The 24,527-nt window shown below is 47.4% G+C and carries 23 protein-coding genes; 22 read left to right on the top strand and 1 reads right to left on the bottom strand.

From position 1 onward, the window contains the following. The first annotated feature begins 930 nt into the window (after positions 1 to 930). From EKM89_RS10415 to rpoC, 5 genes are all read left to right on the top strand, one after another. Positions 931 to 1,398 (top strand): CtsR family transcriptional regulator, encoded by a 468-nt coding sequence (locus EKM89_RS10415; RefSeq protein ID WP_125688323.1) that lies wholly within the window; start codon positions 931 to 933, stop codon positions 1,396 to 1,398. Positions 1,399 to 1,415: 17 nt separating this feature from the next. Continuing rightward, positions 1,416 to 3,908 carry an ATP-dependent Clp protease ATP-binding subunit gene (locus EKM89_RS10420; protein WP_125688325.1) on the top strand — a complete coding sequence of 831 codons (2,493 nt, stop codon included), beginning with the start codon at positions 1,416 to 1,418 and terminating at the stop codon, positions 3,906 to 3,908. Between the two features lie 219 nt (positions 3,909 to 4,127). Continuing rightward, positions 4,128 to 4,733 (top strand): TetR/AcrR family transcriptional regulator, encoded by a 606-nt coding sequence (locus EKM89_RS10425; protein WP_125688327.1) that lies wholly within the window; start codon positions 4,128 to 4,130, stop codon positions 4,731 to 4,733. 281 nt (positions 4,734 to 5,014) lie between these two features. Next, complete coding sequence (rpoB, locus tag EKM89_RS10430; RefSeq protein WP_125688329.1) at positions 5,015 to 8,629, top strand: DNA-directed RNA polymerase subunit beta; 3,615 nt, start codon at positions 5,015 to 5,017, stop codon at positions 8,627 to 8,629. Between the two features lie 21 nt (positions 8,630 to 8,650). Further along, positions 8,651 to 12,298 carry a DNA-directed RNA polymerase subunit beta' gene (gene rpoC, locus EKM89_RS10435; RefSeq protein ID WP_125688331.1) on the top strand — a complete coding sequence of 1,216 codons (3,648 nt, stop codon included), beginning with the start codon at positions 8,651 to 8,653 and terminating at the stop codon, positions 12,296 to 12,298. Positions 12,299 to 12,560: 262 nt separating this feature from the next. Here rpoC and EKM89_RS10440 read toward each other — a convergent pair whose 3' ends face one another. Then, complete coding sequence (locus EKM89_RS10440) at positions 12,561 to 13,211, bottom strand: prepilin peptidase (protein ID WP_225421867.1); 651 nt, start codon at positions 13,209 to 13,211, stop codon at positions 12,561 to 12,563. 282 nt (positions 13,212 to 13,493) lie between these two features. Between EKM89_RS10440 and rpsL the strand changes: the two genes are divergently transcribed. From rpsL to rplX, 17 genes are all read left to right on the top strand, one after another. Beyond that, complete coding sequence (gene rpsL / locus EKM89_RS10445) at positions 13,494 to 13,907, top strand: 30S ribosomal protein S12 (RefSeq protein WP_125582364.1); 414 nt, start codon at positions 13,494 to 13,496, stop codon at positions 13,905 to 13,907. Between the two features lie 81 nt (positions 13,908 to 13,988). Then, positions 13,989 to 14,459 carry a 30S ribosomal protein S7 gene (rpsG, locus tag EKM89_RS10450; RefSeq protein WP_020090150.1) on the top strand — a complete coding sequence of 157 codons (471 nt, stop codon included), beginning with the start codon at positions 13,989 to 13,991 and terminating at the stop codon, positions 14,457 to 14,459. Between the two features lie 188 nt (positions 14,460 to 14,647). After that, entirely contained in the window at positions 14,648 to 16,747 is a 2,100-nt protein-coding gene (gene fusA, locus EKM89_RS10455; protein WP_125688333.1) for an elongation factor G, read from the top strand. 271 nt (positions 16,748 to 17,018) lie between these two features. Continuing rightward, positions 17,019 to 18,347: an MATE family efflux transporter gene (locus EKM89_RS10460; RefSeq protein ID WP_125688335.1), complete on the top strand. Its 1,329-nt coding sequence runs from the start codon at positions 17,019 to 17,021 to the stop codon at positions 18,345 to 18,347. A gap of 294 nt (positions 18,348 to 18,641) precedes the next feature. Next, entirely contained in the window at positions 18,642 to 18,950 is a 309-nt protein-coding gene (gene rpsJ, locus EKM89_RS10465; RefSeq protein ID WP_011668500.1) for a 30S ribosomal protein S10, read from the top strand. 41 nt (positions 18,951 to 18,991) lie between these two features. Further along, positions 18,992 to 19,642: a 50S ribosomal protein L3 gene (rplC, locus tag EKM89_RS10470; RefSeq protein WP_125688337.1), complete on the top strand. Its 651-nt coding sequence runs from the start codon at positions 18,992 to 18,994 to the stop codon at positions 19,640 to 19,642. Between the two features lie 21 nt (positions 19,643 to 19,663). Continuing rightward, positions 19,664 to 20,287 carry a 50S ribosomal protein L4 gene (gene rplD / locus EKM89_RS10475; RefSeq protein ID WP_048735491.1) on the top strand — a complete coding sequence of 208 codons (624 nt, stop codon included), beginning with the start codon at positions 19,664 to 19,666 and terminating at the stop codon, positions 20,285 to 20,287. Next, positions 20,287 to 20,574 carry a 50S ribosomal protein L23 gene (gene rplW, locus EKM89_RS10480; protein ID WP_048735493.1) on the top strand — a complete coding sequence of 96 codons (288 nt, stop codon included), beginning with the start codon at positions 20,287 to 20,289 and terminating at the stop codon, positions 20,572 to 20,574. Before rplD ends, rplW begins: the two co-directional genes overlap by 1 nt. Before the next feature lie 26 nt (positions 20,575 to 20,600). Then, positions 20,601 to 21,449 (top strand): 50S ribosomal protein L2, encoded by an 849-nt coding sequence (gene rplB, locus EKM89_RS10485; protein WP_125688339.1) that lies wholly within the window; start codon positions 20,601 to 20,603, stop codon positions 21,447 to 21,449. Between the two features lie 78 nt (positions 21,450 to 21,527). Continuing rightward, positions 21,528 to 21,803, top strand: coding sequence for a 30S ribosomal protein S19 (rpsS, locus tag EKM89_RS10490; RefSeq protein ID WP_048735499.1), 276 nt, complete (start codon positions 21,528 to 21,530; stop codon positions 21,801 to 21,803). Between the two features lie 16 nt (positions 21,804 to 21,819). After that, the gene (rplV, locus tag EKM89_RS10495) at positions 21,820 to 22,176 is read left to right on the top strand and encodes a 50S ribosomal protein L22 (protein ID WP_048735501.1); all 357 of its coding nucleotides are present in this window, start codon (positions 21,820 to 21,822) and stop codon (positions 22,174 to 22,176) included. Between the two features lie 3 nt (positions 22,177 to 22,179). Next, complete coding sequence (gene rpsC / locus EKM89_RS10500; RefSeq protein WP_048735503.1) at positions 22,180 to 22,839, top strand: 30S ribosomal protein S3; 660 nt, start codon at positions 22,180 to 22,182, stop codon at positions 22,837 to 22,839. A gap of 2 nt (positions 22,840 to 22,841) precedes the next feature. Next, positions 22,842 to 23,276 carry a 50S ribosomal protein L16 gene (rplP, locus tag EKM89_RS10505; RefSeq protein ID WP_125688341.1) on the top strand — a complete coding sequence of 145 codons (435 nt, stop codon included), beginning with the start codon at positions 22,842 to 22,844 and terminating at the stop codon, positions 23,274 to 23,276. Beyond that, a complete protein-coding gene (gene rpmC / locus EKM89_RS10510) occupies positions 23,266 to 23,460 on the top strand; it encodes a 50S ribosomal protein L29 (protein ID WP_125582382.1) in 195 nt (64 codons plus the stop codon). The genes rplP and rpmC overlap by 11 nt, the downstream gene beginning before the upstream one ends. Before the next feature lie 28 nt (positions 23,461 to 23,488). Further along, positions 23,489 to 23,755 carry a 30S ribosomal protein S17 gene (rpsQ, locus tag EKM89_RS10515; protein WP_125688343.1) on the top strand — a complete coding sequence of 89 codons (267 nt, stop codon included), beginning with the start codon at positions 23,489 to 23,491 and terminating at the stop codon, positions 23,753 to 23,755. A 50-nt stretch (positions 23,756 to 23,805) separates the two neighbouring features. Then, on the top strand, positions 23,806 to 24,174 hold the full coding sequence (gene rplN, locus EKM89_RS10520; protein ID WP_048735513.1) for a 50S ribosomal protein L14: 369 nt from the start codon (positions 23,806 to 23,808) through the stop codon (positions 24,172 to 24,174). Between the two features lie 36 nt (positions 24,175 to 24,210). Then, positions 24,211 to 24,522, top strand: a complete 312-nt coding sequence (gene rplX, locus EKM89_RS10525; protein ID WP_125688345.1) for a 50S ribosomal protein L24 — start codon at positions 24,211 to 24,213, stop codon at positions 24,520 to 24,522. Positions 24,523 to 24,527: the final 5 nt, after the last annotated feature.

Below are 24,527 nucleotides of genomic sequence, written 5' to 3' on the forward strand. Positions count from 1 at the left end.
TGGGGCAGTGTGCCCCTTTTATTATACAGAAAATGGCGTCGACAGATTTCTCTATCAACACCAAATATCATAGAACCTAAATTAGTGGCAATGGCTACACGCTGACTCTGATGGTGCCCATCAATTAGCTGCTTCTAAAGGTTGAAAGCCAAAATGTTTGCGTTATTCTTGCGACAGTAAGAATTATCACGACTAAATTAGTGAAAACAGCCGCACTCCGGCCGTCAGGGAGGGGAACGCCTCCAGCCAAAGAACGGGCTTCCGGCTCGCCTGAAAGCCGTCAAGATCAAGCGTCTCCCAGTGTGTCTCGGTTATAACAGCAATTACTGAGACTAACTAGAATGGGGCAGCATAGCCTGATTATCGGCCCATCAGTGCCAGATAGGAGTTAGACCGGTACAATCACGCACAGCAGTTGATTCTCTTAGCGGAGGGAACTTGATCATCATTAGTCCTAAGCAAGTCAATATAATGGAAGCAGGCGTTCACTATAGGTTAAAATGGGGATGTGGCTAGAGGCTAGTATGACGGTGAATGGCTGATTGCTAGGATATGCCTGAAGGTTGGCAGATGCTAAACACCCACTATGACTGTTGTCGCAACGGTACCAAGAAAAAATGAGGTAGTATTGTTCAGTTGTTGTCCAGTCGTCGCCTTATCGGTCGCCGGATAGGGGCTGGCGCGGACGCATACACCTTGAAGCCTCAAAAATTCCGAGTTGCCAAGGTTAGTTTGCGACTAAGCCAATGGAAAAGTACGGCAGCCTAGATAGCTGTTACGCTAATTGTTTGGAAGGCCAAGGATTTTTTGGTATGATGGATTACCAGAACTTCTCAGGGAAACGTGGTCTAATCCGTTGCATTTTTATGGGAAGTTCGTATAATATTAGTCAACATTAGTCAAGAAAGCTGCACTGAAGGGGGGACGATAATGGAGAATCAAAATATTTCGGATATTATTGAGTCTTACCTTAAGCAGATTTTGGCTGAGTCCCAGCAGGTGGAGATCCGCAGAGCGGAAATTGCCGACCAGTTTAACGTGGTGCCTTCACAGATCAATTATGTGATTAAGACGCGCTTTACCATCCAGGACGGTTATGTGGTCCAGAGTAAACGGGGTGGCGGCGGCTATATTCGGATTGAAAAGGTGAAGCTCCTCGACAACTTAGACTTTATTGACTCTCTTGTGACGGCTGTGGGCAACCACATCACCCGTCACGACGGTTTAGCGGTTGTTCGAAGCCTGTTTGAGGCGGGGGCCGTGAATCGGCGGGAGGTCAATATTATTTTGGCCGCAATCGATAAGGACGCCATTAATACTGGCGACCGTGACCTGGACCAGCAGATTCGGGCACGCGTCTTGATTTCTATTTTGAACCATCTGCGTTACGAAAGTTGAGAAAGTGAGGAGTTGCAATGGATAACCTATTTACACCGAGTGCTAAGAGTGTCTTAGTTTTGGCACAGGAACAAGCAAAATATTTTAAGCACCAAGCGGTGGGTACGGAACACTTGTTGCTCGCCCTCACCATTGAAAAAAATGGTATTGCCAACAAGGTTTTACAGCAGTTCTCTGTGACCGATGACGACGTTCGTGAAGAAATCGAACGGTTCACGGGTTACGGGACCTTAGCCAATGTCGATAAGGACAGCTACCTACCATATTCACCAAAGGCCAAGGCAATGTTAGCCTTAGCTGGCGATGAAGCTAAGCGGTTGGGTGCGACTAAGATCGGCACGGAACACTTGTTGTTGGCACTATTGAGCGACGAAACAATCTTGTCTTCTCGTATTCTGAAGAATTTAAATGTCGAACTGGTTGATGCTCGTAAAGTGGTACTCCGTAAGTTAGGCATTTCCGACACACCTAAGCGTCGTAACGATGCCCGTGCACGCCGGGGTGCGCCACAAGGTGGGACACCAACGTTGGATTCTTTGGCACGAGACTTAACCGAATCTGCCAAAGAGGGTCGTATGGATCCTACGGTTGGCCGGAATAAAGAAGTTAAACGGGTCATTCAGATTCTAAGTCGGCGGACTAAGAACAACCCCGTTTTGATTGGGGAACCCGGCGTTGGGAAAACGGCGATTGCTGAGGGCTTAGCTCAACGGATCATTGCCGGTGATGTCCCAGAAGATATGCAACAAAAACGGCTAATGATGCTCGACATGGGCTCGTTGGTTGCTGGAACCAAGTACCGTGGTGAATTTGAAGATCGGTTGAAGAAGGTCATCGAAGAAATTTACAATGATGGTCAAGTTATTCTCTTCATTGATGAGTTACACACGTTGATTGGTGCCGGGGGTGCTGAAGGAGCCATTGATGCCTCTAACATCCTAAAGCCAGCCTTAGCGCGGGGAGAACTCCAAACCATTGGGGCCACCACGTTGGATGAGTATCAAAAGTACATTGAATCCGATGCTGCGCTGGAACGGCGATTCGCTACGGTTCAAGTCGACGAACCAACGCCGGATGAAGCCTTAGAAATCTTAAAGGGCTTGCGGCCACGTTATGAGGACCATCATCACGTTAACATTACCGATGAAGCCTTGGACCAGGCCGTGAAGTTATCTACGCGTTACATCAGTGACCGTTTCTTGCCGGATAAGGCAATCGATTTGATGGATGAAGCCTCTGCCAAGGTTCGCATCGATCAAATGGATAAGCCAACACCAGCCAGCAAGCAGGTTCAAGAATTGAATCAGCTGTCCGCTGACAAGGAAGCAGCTATTGAGGATCAAAATTTCGAAAAGGCTGCGGAATTGCGGACGAAAGAAATGCAGCTGCGTGAGAAAATCGAAGCACGGAAGGCCAAAGCTGCAGCGGCTGCTGCCGATGCACCAGAACGGCATTACGATTTGAACGTGACTGGTGAAGACGTTGCGGACGTTGTTGCGGAGTGGACGGGTGTTCCCGTTACTCAGTTGAAGCAAACGGATGCGGATCGACTGGTCAACCTGGAAAAGATTCTGCATCAACGGGTCATTGGTCAAGAAGAAGCCGTTTCAGCCGTTTCTCGTGCTATTCGGCGGGCGCGTTCTGGATTGAAAGATCCGAACCGGCCAATTGGATCCTTTATGTTCCTCGGGCCAACCGGTGTTGGGAAGACCGAATTAGCTAAGGCATTGGCCGAAGCAATGTTTGGTTCCGAAGACAACATGATTCGTGTCGACATGAGCGAATACATGGAAAAGTACTCAACCAGTCGTTTGATTGGTTCCGCACCAGGTTACGTGGGGTACGATGAAGGTGGTCAGTTGACGGAAAAGGTTCGTCAAAAACCATATTCCGTGGTACTTTTCGATGAAGTGGAAAAGGCCCATCCAGATGTCTTTAACATCTTACTTCAGGTCTTAGATGATGGTTACCTGACCGATTCTAAGGGGCGGAAGGTTGATTTCAGAAACACGATTCTGATCATGACGTCTAACCTGGGTGCCACGAAGTTACGGGACGAAAAGACCGTCGGCTTCGGTGCCGAAGACATGGCCAACGACTACCGGGCAATGTCACAAACTATTCGGGAAACGTTGAAGCAATCATTCCGGCCAGAATTCTTGAACCGGATTGACGAAACGGTCATTTTCCATTCCCTGAAGAAGCCGGAACTCCACGAAATTGTGAAGTTAATGGCCAAGCAAATTGTCGATCGCGTGGCAGAACAAGACATCAAGCTGAAGATTACACCTGCGGCCATTGATGCCGTTGCCAAGGCGGGCTTTGACCCAGAATACGGGGCACGACCAATTCGTCGGGCACTGCAAACGCAGGTTGAAGATAAGTTGAGTGAAGAACTCTTGAATGGCGAAGTCAAGACCAACGACCAAGTGACGATTGGGGCGACCCAAGGTAAGATCACGGTCAGCGTCAAGTCAGCCACCAAGAAAACGGCGGTTGCTACGAACTAAACGGGATTGAATACAGCAGCGTGTGCGGGGATGACCTGAACACGTTGCTTTTTGGGTTCTAAACTGAAGGTTAAAAATCTCGATCCTACAGATTTTCTTCACTATAAAATCAGTAGGGGAGTCACCCACTGACGCAGTATTAACTGTTACTTGGTCTAGCTGGTGATAAGTGGCTGTGGTACACTTACAGTACGAGAGATGAAAGGACGGGAGCCACCAATGAAAAGAGAAGAGCAGTTAACCCACACGCACGCCGCCATTTTACAGGCCGCACGGGAGCAGTTCTTGTCGCAGGGGTACCAAGCAACCTCTACTAGAGACATTGCAAAAGAAGTGGGCATCACGCAACCGGCACTGTATCATCACTTTAGTGACAAAGAGGTTATTTTTCTTGAGGTCATTAAAACTGTGGGGACTGAAATTCAAACGGGGTTAACTCAGGTCAACGACCAGTTAGCTGCTGAAGAGAATCCTGATCCAATTGACGCCTTGGTTCGGATTACGGAAGTCTTGACTGCGGTCCATCCCCGCGATGTCTTCACGGTGATTCACAGTAGCTTTAAGTACCTCAAGCCAGAGAACAAGCGGCAACTCGGAATGGTGTTTGGTCAGGATTACGTGGGACCGCTGCAGCATTTCTTCGAATTGGGAATTGTCACGCTCCAACCGAATCTAGCACCACAGGATGCCGCCTCCTTCTACCTCACAAGTCTCAGCCCACTCTTTAATACCTTCCATCACGTTGGGGCAGCGGATGCCTCACAACATGATCAAACGGTGGCGCTGGTTCGTCTAATTCTGTTTGGCGTGGCAGTTAAGAAGTAGACTGGCCGGCAGATAAATCACAGCTAGGCTAGAAATCGTGAGTGTTCGTTATTGACAATTCAGAATTAATTTAGTATTATATTATTCGTATGCAACTGTGAACTGAAATTGGCAACGACGATCTATTGTCCGGCGTTGCCGTTATAAGAAGCCAAAAGCAAATCAAAGTAGGTTTGTTTTTGGATTTTTTTTGCCAAAAAACCGGGTGAAAACTAATTTGTAATCAAAATGTAACATAACGGTTTGGCCAGTCCACAGAATAAATAGGAGAGGTGAACAACTTGGCAGGACACTTAGTGAAATACGGGAAACACCGTACTCGCCGTAGCTATTCGCGGATCAAGGAAGTTCTTGATTTACCTAACTTAATCGAGATTCAAACCAATTCTTACAACTGGTTCCTCGATGAAGGGTTGCGTGATATGTTCGACGACATCATGCCAATCGAAGATTTTCAAGGAAACCTTTCGTTAGAGTTTGTTGATTATCAATTACTGGAACCCAAATATAGCGTGGATGAAGCACGGGAACATGACGCGAACTTTTCAGCACCACTACACGTCACCTTACGTTTGACCAACCACGAAACGGGTGAAATTAAGTCGCAAGATGTCTTCTTCGGTGACTTCCCATTAATGACGGCCCAAGGGACCTTCATTATCAACGGGGCAGAACGGGTTATTGTTTCTCAATTAGTCCGGTCACCAGGAGTTTACTTCAATGAAGATACCGATAAGAATGGCCGGACCGTTTACGGTGCCACGGTTATTCCTAACCGGGGGGCTTGGCTAGAATTTGAAACGGACGCTAAGAACATCTCTTACGTTCGAATCGACCGGACACGGAAGATTCCAATGACTGAATTAGTTCGGGCATTAGGTTTCGGTTCCGATGACGAAATCTTGGATATCTTAGGTGACAACGAAAGCTTAATGGCAACGTTGGAAAAGGATATTCATAAGAATACCGACGATTCTCGTGTCGAAGAGTCCTTGAAGGACATCTACGAACGTCTACGTCCAGGTGAACCTAAGACGGCCGACTCTTCGCGGAGTTTACTGACTGCACGGTTCTTTGACCCGAAGCGTTATGACATGGCTCCCGTTGGTCGTTACAAGACCAACAAGAAGCTGAGTTTGAAGACGCGCTTATTGGGCCTGACCTTGGCTGAAACGTTAGCCGATCCAGATACTGGTGAAGTTATCGCTCAAAAGGGCACGGTCGTTGACAAGGACGTTATGAAGACCTTGGCACCATTCCTGGACCAAGAAGACTTCAAGATGGTGACTTTCCAACCTTCAGACGAAGCCGTTGTTACTGAACCATTGAAGTTACAGATCATCAAGGTACAATCACCAGATGATCCAGAACAAGAAGTTCCTGTTATTGGAAATGGCAACATTGATATTAAGTTGAAGCACATTCGTCCAGCCGATATCGTGGCTTCCATGAACTACTTCTTCAACTTACAACAAGGTATTGGGAACACTGATGATATTGACCACTTGGGTAACCGGCGGATTCGTTCCGTGGGTGAACTCCTGCAAAACCAATTCCGGATTGGGTTATCTCGGATGGAACGGGTTGTGCGTGAACGGATGTCAATTCAAGATGCTGCGACGGTAACGCCACAACAATTGATCAACATTCGGCCAGTGGTTGCTTCCATTAAGGAATTCTTCGGTTCATCTCAATTGTCACAATTCATGGATCAGACCAACCCACTAGGTGAATTAACCCATAAGCGGCGTTTGTCTGCCCTTGGACCTGGTGGTTTGACGCGTGACCGTGCCGGATATGAAGTCCGGGACGTTCACTATACCCACTATGGCCGGATGTGCCCAATTGAAACGCCTGAAGGTCCTAACATTGGGTTGATCAACAGTTTGTCCAGTTATGCACGGGTTAACCGCTACGGCTTCATCGAAACGCCATACCGTCGTGTCTCATGGGATACGCATAAGGTTACCGATAAGATCGATTACCTGACGGCTGACGAAGAAGATAACTACGTTGTGGCTCAAGCCAACACGCCATTGAATGATGACGGTTCATTTGACACCGACACCATCATGGCACGTGCAAAGTCCGAAAACATTGAAACCAGTGCGGACCGGATTGACTACATGGATGTTTCGCCTAAGCAAGTAGTTGCTGTGGCCACAGCATGTATTCCTTTCTTGGAAAACGATGACTCTAACCGGGCCTTGATGGGAGCCAACATGCAACGGCAAGCTGTGCCATTGCTGGACCCTCATGCACCTTTGGTTGGGACTGGTATTGAATATAAAGCAGCGCATGATTCCGGGGTTGCCTTAATCAGTCAACATGACGGAACTGTTGAATACGTTGATGCACGGGAAATCCGCGTCCGGCGTGAAGACGGTGCGCTCGACACTTACAAGCTGATGAAGTTCCGCCGGTCAAACGGTGGGAAGAACTACAACCAACGTCCAATCGTTAAGGTTGGCGATCACGTCGACAACGACGAAATCTTGGCTGATGGTCCTTCAATGGAAAACGGGGAATTGGCTTTAGGTCAAAACCCATTAGTTGCCTTCATGACTTGGCAAGGGTACAACTTCGAAGATGCCATCGGGATCAACGAACGTTTGGTTCGCGATGATGTTTACACGTCGATTCATATTGAAGAATACGAATCAGAAGCACGTGACACGAAGCTTGGACCTGAAGAAATGACGCGCGAAATTCCTAACGTAGGTGAAGACGCCTTGAAGAACTTGGACGAAGACGGGATTATCCGTGTTGGTGCTGAAGTTCAAGACGGCGACATCTTAGTTGGTAAGGTGACGCCTAAGGGTGTTACTGAATTATCCGCTGAGGAACGTTTACTCCATGCTATCTTTGGTGAAAAGGCCCGTGAAGTTCGGGATACTTCTCTTAAGGTGCCACATGGTGGTGGCGGCATTATCCAGGACGTTAAGATCTTCACGCGTGAAAACGGTGATGAACTTTCTCCTGGTGTGAACATGATGGTTCGGGTCTACATCGCGCAAAAGCGGAAGATCCAAGTTGGGGACAAGATGTCTGGTCGTCACGGGAACAAGGGGACTGTTTCAGTCGTCATCCCTGAAGAAGATATGCCGTACATGCCAGATGGAACCCCAATCGACATCATGCTGAGTCCAATGGGTGTGCCTTCTCGGATGAACATCGGGCAAGTGCTCGAATTGCATTTGGGGATGGCCGCTCGTAAGTTGGGCATTCACATTGCGACGCCTGTCTTCGATGGTGCCCAAGATACTGATATCGCGGATGCTGTTAAGGAAGCTGGGATGGCTGCCGATGCTAAGACTGTCTTATACGATGGTCGGACCGGTGAACCATTTGACAAGCGGGTTGCCGTTGGTGTCATGAACTACCTGAAGTTGGCCCACATGGTCGACGACAAGATGCATGCCCGTTCCATCGGACCTTACTCACTGGTTACGCAACAACCACTTGGTGGTAAAGCGCAATTTGGTGGCCAACGGTTTGGTGAAATGGAAGTTTGGGCTTTGGAAGCTTACGGTGCCGCTTATACGTTACAAGAAATCTTAACGTACAAGTCCGATGACGTGGTTGGTCGGGTTAAGACCTACGAAGCCATTGTTAAGGGTGATCCGATTCCTAAGCCTGGTGTGCCTGAATCATTCCGTGTTCTGGTCAAGGAACTCCAATCCTTAGGGCTGGACATGAAGGTCTTAAACGGAAACAACGAAGAAATCGAACTCCGCGATATGGACGACGATGACGATGATGTTGTGAACGTTGATGCGTTGAGCAAGTATGCCCAACAGCAAGAAGAACAACGGAAAGCCGCTGCTCAGACCGATGATGCTAAGGCAACACCTGCACCTACGAAAAACGAAAGTCAACCGAACACACAAGACTAATTAATAAGGGAGGTCGCTTCTTTGGTCGATGTCAATAAGTTCGAAAGCATGCAGATCGGGCTTGCCTCGCCTGATAAGATCCGTAGCTGGTCTTACGGGGAAGTCAAAAAGCCTGAAACCATCAACTACCGGACATTAAAGCCTGAAAAAGACGGGCTATTCGACGAGCGGATTTTTGGTCCTACTAAGGACTGGGAATGTGCTTGTGGGAAATACAAGCGAATCCGTTACAAGGGTGTCGTTTGTGACCGTTGTGGGGTTGAAGTTACCCGTTCTAAGGTTCGTCGTGAACGGATGGGCCATATCGAATTGGCTGCTCCTGTAACCCACATCTGGTACTTCAAGGGTATCCCAAGTCGGATGGGCTTAGTCCTCGACATGAGTCCCCGGGCGTTGGAAGAAATTATTTACTTCGCGTCCTACGTGGTCTTAGATCCAGGTAACACGCCACTCGAAAAGAAGCAATTGCTTTCCGAACGTGATTACCGTGACAAACTGATCGAATACGGTAGCAGTGCCTTTAAGGCTGAAATGGGTGCCGAAGCTATCAAGAAGTTATTGATGGCTGTGGATCTGGATAAAGAAGTTAAGGAATTAAAGGAAGAATTGAAGGAAGCTACTGGCCAAAAGCGGACGCGTGCCGTTCGTCGTTTGGACATCTTGGAAGCCTTCGTGACATCTGGTAACCGTCCGGAATGGATGGTAATGGATGCTATTCCGGTAATCCCACCTGATCTTCGTCCAATGGTACAACTCGAAGGTGGTCGTTTTGCGACGTCCGACCTGAATGACTTGTACCGGCGGGTTATCAACCGGAATAGCCGGTTGAAGCGGTTGCTGGACTTGAATGCCCCTGGCATTATCGTTCAAAACGAAAAACGGATGCTTCAAGAAGCCGTTGACGCCTTGATCGATAACGGTCGTCGTGGCCGTCCAGTGGCTGGTCCTGGTAATCGTCCACTAAAGTCTCTTTCACATATGTTGAAAGGGAAGCAAGGACGGTTCCGTCAAAACTTGTTAGGGAAGCGGGTTGACTACTCTGGTCGTTCCGTTATTGACGTTGGTCCTTCCCTCAAGTTCAACCAAATGGGTCTGCCAGTTCCAATGGCTTTGGAATTATTCCGGCCATTTATCATGAAGGAACTGGTTGCTCGTGGGTTAGCCTCTAACATTAAGAACGCCAAGCGCCAAATCGACCGTGAAGATGACGATGTCTTTAACGTTTTGGAAGACGTCATCAAGGAACACCCCGTTCTGTTGAACCGGGCACCTACGCTTCACCGTTTGGGGATTCAAGCGTTCGAACCTGTCTTAGTTAGTGGTAAGGCAATGCGGTTGCACCCATTGGCTTGTGAAGCTTACAATGCCGATTTCGATGGGGACCAAATGGCCATTCACGTTCCTTTATCTGACGAAGCACAAGCTGAAGCACGTCTGCTGATGTTGGCTGCTCACCACATTTTGGCACCTGCCAGTGGTAAGCCAGTCGTTGCACCTTCACAAGATATGGTTATCGGGAACTACTACCTGACGATGGAAGAAGACAATCGTGAAGGGGAAGGTATGATCTTTACCGACCTTAACGAAGCTGTTCTGGCTTACCGGAATGGTTTAGTTCACTGGCATAGTCGGGTCGGTGTTCAAGTTTCTTCAATGCCTGATAAGCCGTTTACGGATGATCAACGCACGAAGATTATGGTGACGACCGTTGGGAAGTTGATCTTCAACAACATCCTGCCAAAGTCGTTCCCATACTTGAATGAACCAACCAGCACGAACCTGAACGGCTACGTCCCTGACAAGTACTTCTTGGCACCGGGCGAAGACATTCACGATTACCTGCAAAATGCTGAAATTATCGGACCGTTTAAGAAGGGCTTTTTGTCCGATATTATTGCGGCCGTTTATCAACAATACAAGGTAACGGCAACATCGAAGTTGCTTGACCGAATCAAAGACTTAGGTTACGACGAATCAACTAAGTCAGGCTTGACGGTTGGGATGGTCGATGTTACTGACTTGAAAGAAAAGCCAGAAATTATCGACGCAGCCCACAAGCAGGTTGCGACGGTCACTAAGCAGTTCCGTCGTGGACTGATTACCGATCATGAACGTTACGAACGGGTTATTGGAATCTGGAACGATGCCAAGGACGACATTCAAAACGCTTTGATCCACAGTTTCGACCAACAGAACCCTATCTTTATGATGAGTGATTCTGGTGCGCGGGGGAACATTTCTAACTTTACGCAACTTGCCGGGATGCGTGGTCTGATGGCCGCTCCTAACGGTGAAATCATGGAGTTGCCGATCACGTCTAACTTCCGTGAAGGCCTGACGGTTATGGAAATGTTTATTTCGACCCATGGTGCTCGTAAAGGGATGACCGATACAGCCCTCAAGACTGCCAACTCAGGTTACCTGACACGGCGGCTGGTCGATGTTGCGCAAGACGTTATCATTCGGGAAAAGGATTGTGGGACTGACCGTGGTTTGAAGATTCGTGCCATTACTGATGGCAATGAAATGATCGAACCATTGTACGACCGGATCTTAGGGCGTTACACCCAAAAGACCGTCTACGATCCAAAGACTGGGGACGTGATTGTTCCTAAGAACCAAATGATCGTCGAAGACACAGCACAAAAGATCGTTGATGCTGGTGTTGAAGAAGTTACCATTCGTTCCGCCTTTACTTGCAACACTGAACATGGTGTTTGTGAACATTGTTATGGCCGGAACATGGCTACTGGTGACGAAGTTGAAGTTGGTGAAGCTGTCGGAACTGTTGCCGCGCAATCAATCGGTGAACCAGGGACTCAGCTGACCATGCGGAACTTCCATACCGGTGGTGTTGCCGGGAACGAAGATATCACCCAAGGGCTTCCTCGTGTTCAAGAATTATTTGAATCTCGGAACCCTAAAGGTAAAGCTGAAATTACCGAAGTTACTGGGACGGTTGAATCAATCGAAGAAAACCCAGCAGAACGGACGAAGGAAATTACCATTAAGGGTGAAGCTGATACGCGGAGTTACACGTTACCTATCACTGCTCGTATGCGGGTCACTGAAGGCGACTTTATCCACCGTGGTTCTGCATTGAACTATGGGTCTGTTGATCCTAAGGAAATGCTGCGGGTTCGCGATGTCTTATCAACTGAAACTTACATCTTAGGTGAAGTACAACGTGTTTACCGGATGCAAGGTGTTGCTATCAGTGATAAGCACGTGGAAATCATGGTTCGGCAAATGTTACGGAAGGTTCGGATCATGGATCCGGGCGATACCGATGTTCTGCCTGGTACCTTGATGGATATCCAAGACTTCCGTCGTGCTAACTACCAGACGTTGATCGATGGTGGCATTGCTGCTACTGCACGTCCAGTTATCTTGGGGATCACCAAGGCTGCTTTGGAAACCAACAGTTTCTTATCAACCGCTTCTTTCCAGGAAACAACGCGTGTCTTGACCGATGCCGCTATTCGGGGCAAGAACGATCCACTGGTTGGTTTGAAGGAAAACGTTATTATTGGGAAGATTATTCCTGCCGGGACTGGGATGCCAGATTACCGTCAGATCAAGCCCAAAGAGGTCGGTGGTTCATCGACCGAAGGCGTCTACTCCATCAGCGATTTGGAAAAACAAATGCAAGAAGACTCTCAAGCTTAGTGACAGCTAAGTGAGTGCGAAGTGAGCCGATTGGACTCTGAGCATTAGAGAGAAAAAGGACTCCTGTTCTGGCTATGCCGGACAGGAGTCCTTTTTTGGCTCTCAGGACAGGCGTCTGGCCCGTGGCCTATGGGTCAGAAATTGCCAAATTGGGCGTGACACCACTTGGCATTGATGAGGTGGCGGTCGGAGAATGCATTAGTGGTCTGTCGTTGACTAATTCTAGTTGTCGTAGCTTCTTTAAAGCTATTATTGGTAGGATTCATTGGAATAACCACCACGCTAGAGCACTAGTCAATAGGAAGGGAAGAAAGGGAAAAGAAGACCGTATTTTGATGCCAGAATAGATTAAGGCCATGAGACTAGCCGTCAGCAGCCATTGCGCGGTTGCAGTTACGCCCCAAAGTAGGTGGTAGCTCAGGATTATTTCCAAATCCCCATCGCCAATCGGTGGATTGGGGAAATGCGACCATAATAGATGAATGCCAACTAACAAGGCAATCGTGATGAGGACGACCGTTAGCGATTGCATCGGGAGTGTTATCGGCACAGCCACCCAGCTCACCCAGCCCGGAAAGGTTTGCGTCCGGGCATCACACAGCGCGGCATAGCCCCACAGTCCCAGCCAAAGCACGGGGATCACCGTTAACGGCGTGAGTGTCGTCAGCACTAGGCCGGCGATAAACTCTATCAGTAAACTCGTTGCTGGAATTGCCGCTTGACAGTAGTGACACCGGCCACGGAGCAGAAGATAGCTTAAAATGGGCACGAGTTGCCAGTAGACTAGGGGTGTCTGGCAGGTGTCACAGTGAGAAGCTGGATAGAAGACCGACGTGTGGGTCGCGTACCGATCGGCCAGGGCAACCAGTCCGGAACCCATGCAGGCGCCATAAATGAACAGGATAATCAGCATGAAATTTTCACCTCTATAGGTTAACTGCGTAAAAAATGCTGAAATGTTTGTGGAAAATTCCAGTTAGGCCGGTTGACATGCAAATGATGGCATGGTATTCTATTCAAGGTGCTTTTCGCAGACAGGTCTCGGGTATTCACTACCGGACATGCTGACTGACGGCGGGGAGGACACTTCAATTAAATCTCCATATGGGTCGTCTTTTTTCTTTACTGGAAAATGAACCACCTGGATGTGTGGACTTAAAACTCTAGAAAGATTACAGAAAGGAGGACTATTTAGATGCCTACTATCAACCAATTGGTGCGTAAAGGTCGTAAATCTAAAAGTTCTAAATCAGATGCCCCAGCTTTAAACTACGGGTATAACAGTTTCAAAAAAGCTCAAGTTAAGAATCCAGCTCCACAAAAGCGTGGGGTTGCTACTCGTGTCGGTACCATGACACCAAAGAAGCCTAACTCTGCTTTACGTAAATATGCACGTGTACGGTTGTCAAACTTAATTGAAGTGACTGCTTACATTCCTGGTATTGGTCACAACCTACAAGAACATAGTGTTGTGCTTATCCGGGGCGGCCGGGTTAAGGATTTACCTGGGGTTCGTTACCACATTATCCGTGGTGCCCTCGATACTGCCGGTGTTACCGACCGTCGTCAAAGCCGTTCCAAGTATGGGACTAAGAAGCCTAAGGAATAATAGACTGAGGCTTTCAAATAGGGTCGGGTGCACGGTTGCCGTCAACCGACCTGTAACAGCATTTCAAGGAGGATATTAACAATGCCTAGAAAAGGAAACGTACAAAAGCGTGAAGTCCTTCCTGATCCAATTTACAATTCAAAGTTGGTCACTCGCCTGATCAACCATACGATGATGGATGGGAAACGTGGAACTTCAACTAAGATCATTTATGGTGCTTTCGACATCATTAAGAACGAAACTGGTAACGATCCAGTGGAAGTCTTCGAAGAAGCAATGAAGAATGTTATGCCAGTCTTGGAAGTTAAGGCTCGGCGTGTTGGTGGGTCAAACTACCAAGTTCCTATCGAAGTTCGGCCAGATCGTCGGACGACTTTAGGTCTTCGTTGGATGGTTCAGTACTCTCGTTTACGTGGCGAACACACGATGGTTGAACGACTTGCTCGTGAAATCATGGACGCCGCTAACAACACCGGTGCTGCAGTTAAGAAGCGTGAAGATACGCACCGGATGGCAGATGCCAACCGTGCCTTCGCTCACTACCGCTGGTAAGAGCAGCTATCGCACTGCTTTACTAGTAGTGTGATAAAATGTTAGAGCAGCGTGGCCTTATGACCGCTTGCCTCTAACTTAAGGGAGTAATCCTTTAATCCAGAGGTGGCTACTAAAATCAATGCGATGTTAGTAGTCACTTTTTGGCACAATCTACGATCAATTTTGAGAGGAGTTACACATTAATCATGGCTAATACTCGTGAATTTCCGCTTGATAAAACTCGTAACATCGGTATCATGGCCCATATTGATGCCGGGAAGACGACGACTACTGAGCGTATCCTGTATTACACTGGTAAAATCCACAAGATTGGTGAAACCCATGATGGGGCTTCACAAATGGACTGGATGGAACAAGAACAAGAACGGGGTATTACGATCACTTCAGCCGCTACTACGGCCGAATGGAAGCAACACCGAATCAACATCATCGATACACCAGGACACGTGGACTTCACCGTTGAAGTTGAACGTTCCTTGCGGGTCCTTGATGGTGCCGTTGCCGTCTTAGATGGCCAGGCCGGTGTTGAACCTCAAACCGAAACTGTTTGGCGTCAAGCCTCAGACTTCGATGTTCCCCGTATTGTGTTCGTGAACAAGATGGATAAGCTGGGTGCCGACTTCGACTTCTCAGTTAACTCCATTCACGAACGTTTACAAGCCAACGCGGTTGCTTTACAAATGGCAATCGGTGCCGAAGATGATTTCGCCGGTGTTGTTGACTTAATCGAAATGAAGGCCTACGTTTACGACAAGGATGAATTGGGTTCCTCATGGGACACTGTTGAAATCCCTGCAGACATGGCTGAAGAAGCTAAGAAGCGCCATGAAGGCATCATCGAAAGCGTCGCTGACGTTGATGATGAAATCATGGAAAAGTACCTTGAAGGTGAAGAAATCACCAAGGCAGAACTTAAGGCCGCTATTCGGCGTGCAACGTTGAAGCTGGAAATGTTCCCAGTCTTCGCCGGTTCTGCTTTCAAGGATAAGGGTGTTCAAATGTTGATGGACGCCGTTGTGGACTACTTACCATCTCCATTGGATGTTAAGCCTTACAACGCCACTGTTCCTGATACTGATGAAGCTGTTCAGTTACGTGCCGATGACGACGCGCCATTTGCTGCCTTAGCATTTAAGGTTGCTACTGACCCATTCGTTGGTCGTTTAACTTACATCCGGGTTTACTCCGGTACTCTGGAAGCTGGCTCTTACGTGCTTAACTCCACGAAGGACAAGCGTGAACGTGTTGGTCGTTTGCTGCAAATGCATTCAAATCACCGTCAAGAAATTCCAGAAGTCTTCTCCGGTGATATCGCTGGGGCCATTGGTTTAAAGAACACCACTACTGGTGACTCTTTGACCGACCCAGATCATCCATTACATTTGGAATCTATGAACTTCCCAGATCCAGTTATCCAGGTTGCCGTAGAACCAAAGACGAAGGCTGACCAAGATAAGATGAACACTGCCCTGCAAAAACTTTCTGAAGAAGACCCTACTTTCAAGGCTGAAACTAACCCTGAAACTGGTGAAACTCTGATTGCCGGAATGGGTGAACTTCACTTGGATATCATCATCGATCGGATGAAGCGTGAATTCAAGGTTGAAGCTAACATTGGTGCCCCTCAAGTTGCCTACCGTGAAGCATTCACGAAGTCAACTAAGGTCCAAGGTAAGTTCGTTCGTCAATCTGGTGGTAAAGGTCAATATGGTGATGTTTGGATCGAATTCACCCCTAACGAACGTGGTAAGGGTTACGAATTCGAAGACGGCATCGTCGGTGGGGTTGTTCCTCGTGAATTTATCCCTTCAGTTGACCAAGGTCTGCAAGAAGCAATGGCAAACGGTGTCTTAGCCGGTTACCCATTGGTTGATGTTAAGGCCAAGTTATACGATGGTAGTTACCATGAAGTCGATTCTAGTGAAGCAGCCTTCAAGGTTGCCGCTTCGATGGCTTTACGGAACGCTGTTAAGAGTGCTGGCCCTGTAATTCTCGAACCAATCATGAAGGTTGATATCTTGGTTCCTGAAGAATACATGGGTGATATCATGGGCCAAGTTACCGCACGTCGTGGTAAGGTTGATGGCATGGAAGCACGTGGTAACGCACAAATGATTCACTCCTTCGTTCCGTTATCCGAAATGTTCGGTTACGCAACGACGTTACGTTCCGCATCTCAAGGTCGTGGTACCTTTACCATGACGTTTGATCACTACGAACCAACGCCAAAGAGTGTTCAAGCTGACATTATCAAGAAGAACGGCGGCACTCCAGTCGAAGACTAGTCTGTCAGTTGTTTAAAGAATGAAACGTCCTACCTTTCGGGGTGGGACGTTTTTTTGTTTTAAAATTGCTATTGGTGAGGAACGTGGCAATTCTCAGCGGGAGTAACTAACTCTATAAGATAGAAGAAAGTCGTCCAAAAAGTGGCGTCTCGGACTTGGACAGCCCTTGTAGCCGTAGCATTTGCAACCGAAATGATTTGGAGTTAACAGAGCGTGGTGCTTTGCGTTATAATAAACTTTGTGCGTTCGCATTGGAATTGGAGAGTGAGTTATGGAAGAGCTGTTTGAACGGTCCTCGATTCCGCGGGCCTACTTTAAGCTGGCCTTACCCGTCGTTCTGAGTATGGTTGCCAGCATGATTTACAATTTAGCCGATACGTTTTTCGTTTCTCAAACGCAAAACACGAATCTAGTAGCGGGAGTAGCACTGTGTACGCCATTATTCTCCCTGCTGATTGCCATCGGTGATATCTTTGGTCTGGGTGGCAGTTCGCTGATTTCACGGTTGCTCGGAGAGAAAGCGTATCAGACGGGGAGTCAGGTCAGTAGTTTCTGTCTGTATGGGTCGGTTGTTTTTGGCTTGATGACGACAGTGCTCTTACTGGTCTTTGATCGACCGATTTTACATATGCTGGGAGCAACCTCGGCGACTTATCCTTACGCTTCACAGTTTTATCGGATTATGGCGGCCGGGGCTATGCCGATCATTGTCTCGATTGTTCCGGGGAACCTCATTCGAACGGAAGGCTTTGCCACCCAGTCGATGATTGGGACCATGGTGGGAACAGTGATCACGATTATTTTAGATCCCGTCCTGATTTTTCCGTTAGGTTTAGGTGCAGCTGGTGCGGCTTTAGCAACGGTAATTGGTTATACGATTTCAGCGGGGGCACTGGTTTATTTAACTAAACGCTATTGTCAGGTGATTTCCGTTGATCCCAAAATCAGTCGGATCAGTTGGTCATTAGTGGGTTCAGTTCTGTTTATTGGGATACCCGGGTCGATTACTAACCTGATGCAGGCGTTTGGGACGACCGTTTTGAATCGGTACTTAGTGGATTATGGACCGACTCGAGTGGCAGCGATGGGAATCGTTTTGAAGGTCTACATGATTATTATGTTGGTCATGGTTGGGTTTGCGTTTGGTGCCCAGCCATTGATTGGGTATACCTTTGGGGCGAAAAACATGACACGCTTCAGAAAAATCCTGCATTTTGATTTACTGGTCGAAGTGGTTTATGCGCTAGTATTTGCCGTTATTCTAATGATTTTAGCACCGCAGATTATTGCCCTGTTCCTACACAACACGGCGGTCATTACGGCAGGGACGTACATGCTACGAGTCTTCTTGTTGACGACACCATTTGTTGGAGCTGTGCTGGTCTACACGACGGTCTTCCAGAGTACGGGTAAAGCAAGCGGCGCACTGATCATGTCGCTCTCACGCCAGGGGATTGTTTTCTACGTGATGATTGTGGCTGGGGCCGCCCTGTTCGGTTACCATGGAATTATCTGGGCCCAACCGGCGGCCGACGTGATGACGTGTCTGATTGGGTGGTTACTATCTAAAGTTCTATTTAATAGGAAAAGACGCGTTTGACACCAGATTTTGAAATGTGACGTCAATTTTTTAAGTTGATTTCGGTCAATTTGGATAGTGACTTAACAAAAAAAATCAAGGAATTCTGTCAAAACCCTTGTCAGCCGCCGTTTTATTTAGTATGATAGTCAAGTGCTGAATTTCAGGGGGTAATTTGTGCCCCCGGGGTAAGGCCAAAAAGTTTAAGCGATGATGTGGGAGATTGCGACACACCCGGCCGCTTTGCCATGAGGGTGTGACGGGAATTTCCACGGAGTTAGTCTTATTTTTAAAATAGACGAAGGAGGGAACACAATGGCAAAACAAAAAATTCGGATTCGGTTAAAGGCTTACGAACATCGTATCCTCGACCAATCAGCGGACAAGATCGTTGAAACAGCGAAGAGAACTGGTGCCGGCATCTCAGGTCCTATTCCATTACCAACTGAACGGACGATTTACACCGTTTTACGTTCACCACATAAGTTTAAGGACTCACGTGAACAATTCGAAATGCGGACGCACAAGCGTTTGATTGATATCGTTAACCCAACGCCAAAGACGGTCGACTCATTAATGAAGCTTGACCTGCCTAGCGGTGTTGATATCGAAATCAAGTTATAATTTTCAAGAATACTAAATACAATATAATCGGAGGTGTACTCATGACCACTAAAGGAATCTTAGGGAAAAAGGTCGGGATGACGCAAGTCTTCACTGATGCTGGCGAATTAATCCCCGTTACTGTTGTCGAAGCAACGCCAAACGTTGTGTTACAAGTTAAGACGATGGAAAACGACGGTTACAATGCCATTCAACTTGGTTACCAAGACAAGCGTGAAGTACTCAGCAATAAGCCCGAACAAGGTCATGTAGCAAAAGCAAACACGACTCCTAAGCGCTTCATTCGTGAATTCAAAGATGTTGAGCTGGGAGATTACAAGGTAGCAGACGAAGTTAAAGTTGATACCTTCCAAGCAGGAGACATCGTTGATGTCACTGGTATTACTAAAGGTCATGGATACCAAGGTAACATTCATAAAGACGGTCAAAGCCGTGGCCCTATGGCCCATGGTTCTCGTTACCACCGTCGTCCAGGTTCTCTGGGTGCCATCATTAACCGGGTATTCCCTGGTATGAAGCTCCCAGGTCGAATGGGTAACAAGCAAGTTACTATCCAAAACCTCGTGATCGTAAAAGCCGACGTTGACAACAACGTTCTGTTGATTAAGGGTAATGTGCCCGGTGCTAACAAGTCACTCGTTACTGTTAAGAGTGCTGTTCGCCCACCACGTCCCAAGCATTCTGACAAATAAATAGGAAGGGAGGATAATTAAATGACAAGCGTAGCATTATACAAACAAGATGGTAGTCAAAACGGCAACGTTGATTTGAACGCTGATATCTTCGGCATCGAACCTAACGAAAACGTTATTTACGACACGATCCTGATGCAACGAGCTTCACTTCGCCAAGGTACACACGCCGTTAAGAACCGGAGTGCTGTCCGTGGTGGTGGTAAGAAGCCATGGCGTCAAAAGGGTACTGGTCGGGCCCGTCAAGGTTCCATCCGTTCCCCACAATGGGTCGGTGGTGGTGTGGTCTTTGGACCTACCCCTCGTTCTTACAGTTACCACCTTCCTAAGAAGGTTGGCCGTTTAGCATTGAAGTCTGTTCTTTCTCAAAAGGTTCTGGACGAAAGCTTAGTCGTTCTTGACGGTTTAGCATTCGACGCACCTAAGACGAAAGAATTTGCTGCAGTGTTGGCTGGTTTGAATGTCACAACTAAGACGTTGGTTGTCCTTGAAGACGACAACGTAACTGCTGCTTTAGCAGCCCGTAACTTAGCTAACGTTAAGGTTATTCCAGCCAAGAGCTTGAATGTCCTTGATATCGCTGCTGCGGACAAGTTAGTGATTACCCAACCAGCTCTTTCTCAAGTAGAGGAGGTGCTCGCATAATGGAATCACGTGACATTATTTTACGCCCAGTTGTTACCGAAGCTACGATGGCAACTATGGACGACAAGCGTTACACCTTTGACGTTGACGTACGAGCAACCAAGACACAAGTCAAGCATGCCATTGAAGACATCTTTGACGTTAAGGTTGTTAAGGTCAACATCATGAACTTAAAAGGTAAGAAGAAGCGTCAGGGACGTTACGAAGGCTACACTAAGAAGCGTCGTAAGGCCATTGTCAGCTTATCTGCCGACTCAAAAGAAATCAAGTTATTCAACGAAGAATAAAATTTCAGATATAGGAGGGAAATAACGTGGCGATTAAGAAATACAAACCAACAAGCAATGGTCGTCGTAATATGACGAGCTTGGTTTACAAAGACGTCATCACTAAGACGACTCCTGAAAAGTCATTGCTTGATTCACAAAGCCATACCGCCGGCCGTAACAACGCTGGTAAGATGACTGTCCGTCATCGTGGTGGTGGTAACAAGCGTCAATACCGGATCATCGACTTCAAGCGAATCAAGGACGAAGTTCCAGCTACTGTTAAGGCTATCGAATACGATCCTAACCGTACTGCTAACATTGCCTTGCTCGTTTACGCTGATGGTGTTAAATCATACATCATCGCACCTAAGGGCTTAAAGGTTGGCGCACAAGTTCAATCTGGTCCAGAAGCTGATATCAAGGTTGGAAACACGTTACCATTGAAGAACATTCCTTTTGGAACTGTTATTCACAACATCGAATTGAAGCCAGGTAAGGGTGGCCAATTGGTCCGTTCTGCCGGAACTTCTGCTCAATTGTTAGGTAAAGCTAACGATGAAAAGTACGTGTTAGTTCGCTTGTCTTCCGGTGAAGTTCGGATGATCTTGAGCGTTAACCGTGCAACTATCGGTGCCGTTGGTAATGAAGAACACGAATTGGTTAACGTCGGTAAAGCCGGTCGTACCCGTTGGGGCGGTCAACGTCCACACGTTCGTGGTTCTGTAATGAACCCTAACGATCACCCACATGGTGGTGGTGAAGGTAAAGCACCTGTTGGTTTACCATCTCCTCTTTCTCCATGGGGTAAGAAGACCGTTGGTAAGAAGACGCGTTCGAAGAAGAACAAGAGCAACAAGTTCATCGTTCGTCGTCGTAAAGGTTCCAAGATGTAATAATCCGGTTTACCGGATGTCAAGAGACCTGGTGATCATCGTTTTAGACGATGCGCCACAAGTAGAGGAGGTTTCATAATGGGTCGTAGTTTGAAAAAAGGACCTTTCGCCGATGCGCACTTACTGAAGAAGGTTGATGCGCAAAAGGATCAAGACAAAAAGGCTGTCATCAAGACCTGGTCCCGTCGGTCTACTATTTTCCCTAGCTTTGTTGGTTTAACTATCGCTGTTTATGACGGACGGAAGCATGTACCAGTTTACGTTCAAGAAGACATGGTAGGCCACAAGCTTGGTGAATTCGTACCAACCCGGACATTCCGTGGTCATGGTGGCGACGACAAGAAAACTCGTTGATAAGGAGGATTAACTAATGGCTGAACAAGTTACATCAGCGCAAGCGACTGCTAAGACGGTTCGGATTGCTGCTCGCAAAGTCCGCCTTGTCATCGATCTTATCCGCGGCAAGAGCGTTGCTGAAGCAATCGCTATCTTAAAGTTCACACCACGTGGAGCATCACCGGTTGTGGCAAAGGTATTGAACTCTGCAATTGCTAATGCAGAAAATAATTTTGACTTAGATCGTCAAGATCTAGTTGTTAGCGAAGCCTATGTGAACGAAGGACCAACCCTTAAGCGGTTCCGTCCTCGTGCCAAAGGTTCTGCTTCACCAATCAACAAGCGTACGAGTCACATTACGGTTGTTGTATCTGAAAAAGAGGAGGGATAACGCGTGGGTCAAAAAGTAAATCCAACTGGATTACGGGTCGGTATCATTCGCGACTGGGAAGCAAAGTGGTATGCTGAAAAGGATTTCGCTGCTTACCTGAAGGAAGACCTTCAAATCCGTAAATTTATCGAAAAGCGTCTTGTTGACGCATCTGTATCAACTGTTGAGATTGAACGGGCTGCAAACCGCGTCAACATCTCAATTCACACTGCCAAGCCAGGGATGGTCATTGGTAAGGGTGGTTCCGAAGTCGAAAATCTCCGTAAGGAATTGAACGACTTAACTGGCAAACGTGTCCACATCAACATCGTGGAAATCAAGAAACCAGATTTGGATGCTAAGTTGGTCGGCGAAAACATTGCTCGTCAATTGGAAGGCCGTGTTGCTTTCCGTCGCGCAATGCGTGGAACGATGCAGCGTACTATGCGTTCTGGCGCCAAGGGTGTTAAGACGCAAGTTGCTGGTCGTTTAAACGGTGCTGATATGTCCCGTGTCGAAAGCTATGCTGAAGGTACGGTTCCTCTGCACACGTTACGTGCTGACATTGATTATGCATGGGTTGAAGCTCATACCACTTACGGTTCTTTAGGTGTTAAAACCTGGATCTATCGTGGTGAAGTTCTTCCCGAAAAGAAACAAACTAACGGACAAGGAGGGAAATAAGCATGCTGGTACCTAAGCGAGTAAAGTTCCGTCGTGTCCACCGTGGTAAGCTTCGTGGCGAATCCAAGGGTGGCAAGAGCGTCGCTTTCGGTGACTACGGTTTGCAAGCGTTGGATTCCAAGTGGATCACCAACCGTCAAATCGAAGCTGCCCGTGTGGCGATTACACGTTACATGAAGCGTGGTGGGAAAGTTTGGATTAAAATTTTCCCTCACAAATCCTACACCAGTAAAGGTGTTGGGGTCCGGATGGGTAATGGTAAAGGTACGCCTGATGGCTGGGTAGCCCCAGTTAAGCGCGGTAAAGTGATGTTTGAAGTGGGTGGCGTTTCTGAAGAAACTGCCCGCGAAGCATTACGCCTAGCTGCCATGAAGCTTCCCGTTCGCACTAAAGTTTTAACCCGAGAGGAAGTAGGTGGCGAATCTAATGAAGATTAAAGAAATCAACGAATTAACCACTGCTGAAATGCTCGATAAAGAAAAGAGCTACAAGGACGAATTATTCAACTTGCGTTTCCAATTAGCTACTGGTCAATTGGAAAACACCGCACGGCTGAAGCAGGTTCGCAAGAACATTGCGCGGATTAAGACCGCTCTTCGCCAACAAGAACTGAACAAGTAGAATACGATAAGAAGGAGGTCACTAATACATGAGTGATGCACGTAATAACCGCAAGGTTTACCGTGGTCGTGTCGTTTCCGACAAAATGGAAAAGACGATCACTGTCGTTGTAGAAACGACGAAGACTGATGCACGATATGGCAAGCGTGTCAAGTACTCCAAGAAGTACAAGGCACATGATGAAAACAACGAAGCCCACAATGGCGATATTGTTGAAATCATGGAAACTCGTCCTCTGTCTGCTACCAAGCGGTTCCGCTTAGTCGACATTGTTGAAAAAGCAGTAATCATTTAGGTGTCGTTTTTATCGTATTCTGAACTAGAACTGAAGGGAGGACACTAGCTGTGATCCAACAAGAAAGCCGTTTAAAGGTTGCCGACAACTCCGGCGCCCGGGAAATTCTGACCATTAAGGTTCTGGGTGGCTCCAAGCGTCGCTACGCCGGAATTGGTGATGTTATTGTCGCTACTATCAAACAAGCAACACCAGGTGGCGTTGTCAAAAAGGGTGATGTTGTTAAGGCCGTTGTTGTTCGTACGAAGTCTCGTGTACGCCGTAACGATGGTTCATACATCAGCTTTGATGAAAATGCCGCAGTGCTGATTAAAGACGATAAGAGCCCACAAGGGACTCGGATCTTCGGACCAGTTGCACGTGAATTGCGTGACAACGACTTCATGAAGATTATCTCATTAGCACCCGAAGTACTGTAATTAAGAAACGTGTTAAACAAGGAGGTGCCCACAGGAATGCTTATTAAAACTGGTGACAAGGTCCGCGTGATCGCTGGCAAGGATAAAGGTAAAGAAGGAACTGTTTCCAAAATCCTGAATGCCAAGAACCGCGTGATCGTTAAAGGCGTCAATATGATTAAGAAGCACCAAAAAGCTTCTCAATCTAATCCCCAAGGTGGAATTATTGATATTGAAGCACCAATTCACGCATCCAACGTAATGCTTATCGATCCTTCGAACAACGAACCCACCCGGCTTGGCGTTCGAATTGAAGATGGTCACAAAGTCCGGTTCGCTAAAAAGTCCGGCGAAACCATCGACAAATAATCACT

It is taken from the genome of Levilactobacillus fujinensis, assembly GCF_003946335.1.
Taxonomy (GTDB): domain Bacteria; phylum Bacillota; class Bacilli; order Lactobacillales; family Lactobacillaceae; genus Levilactobacillus; species Levilactobacillus fujinensis.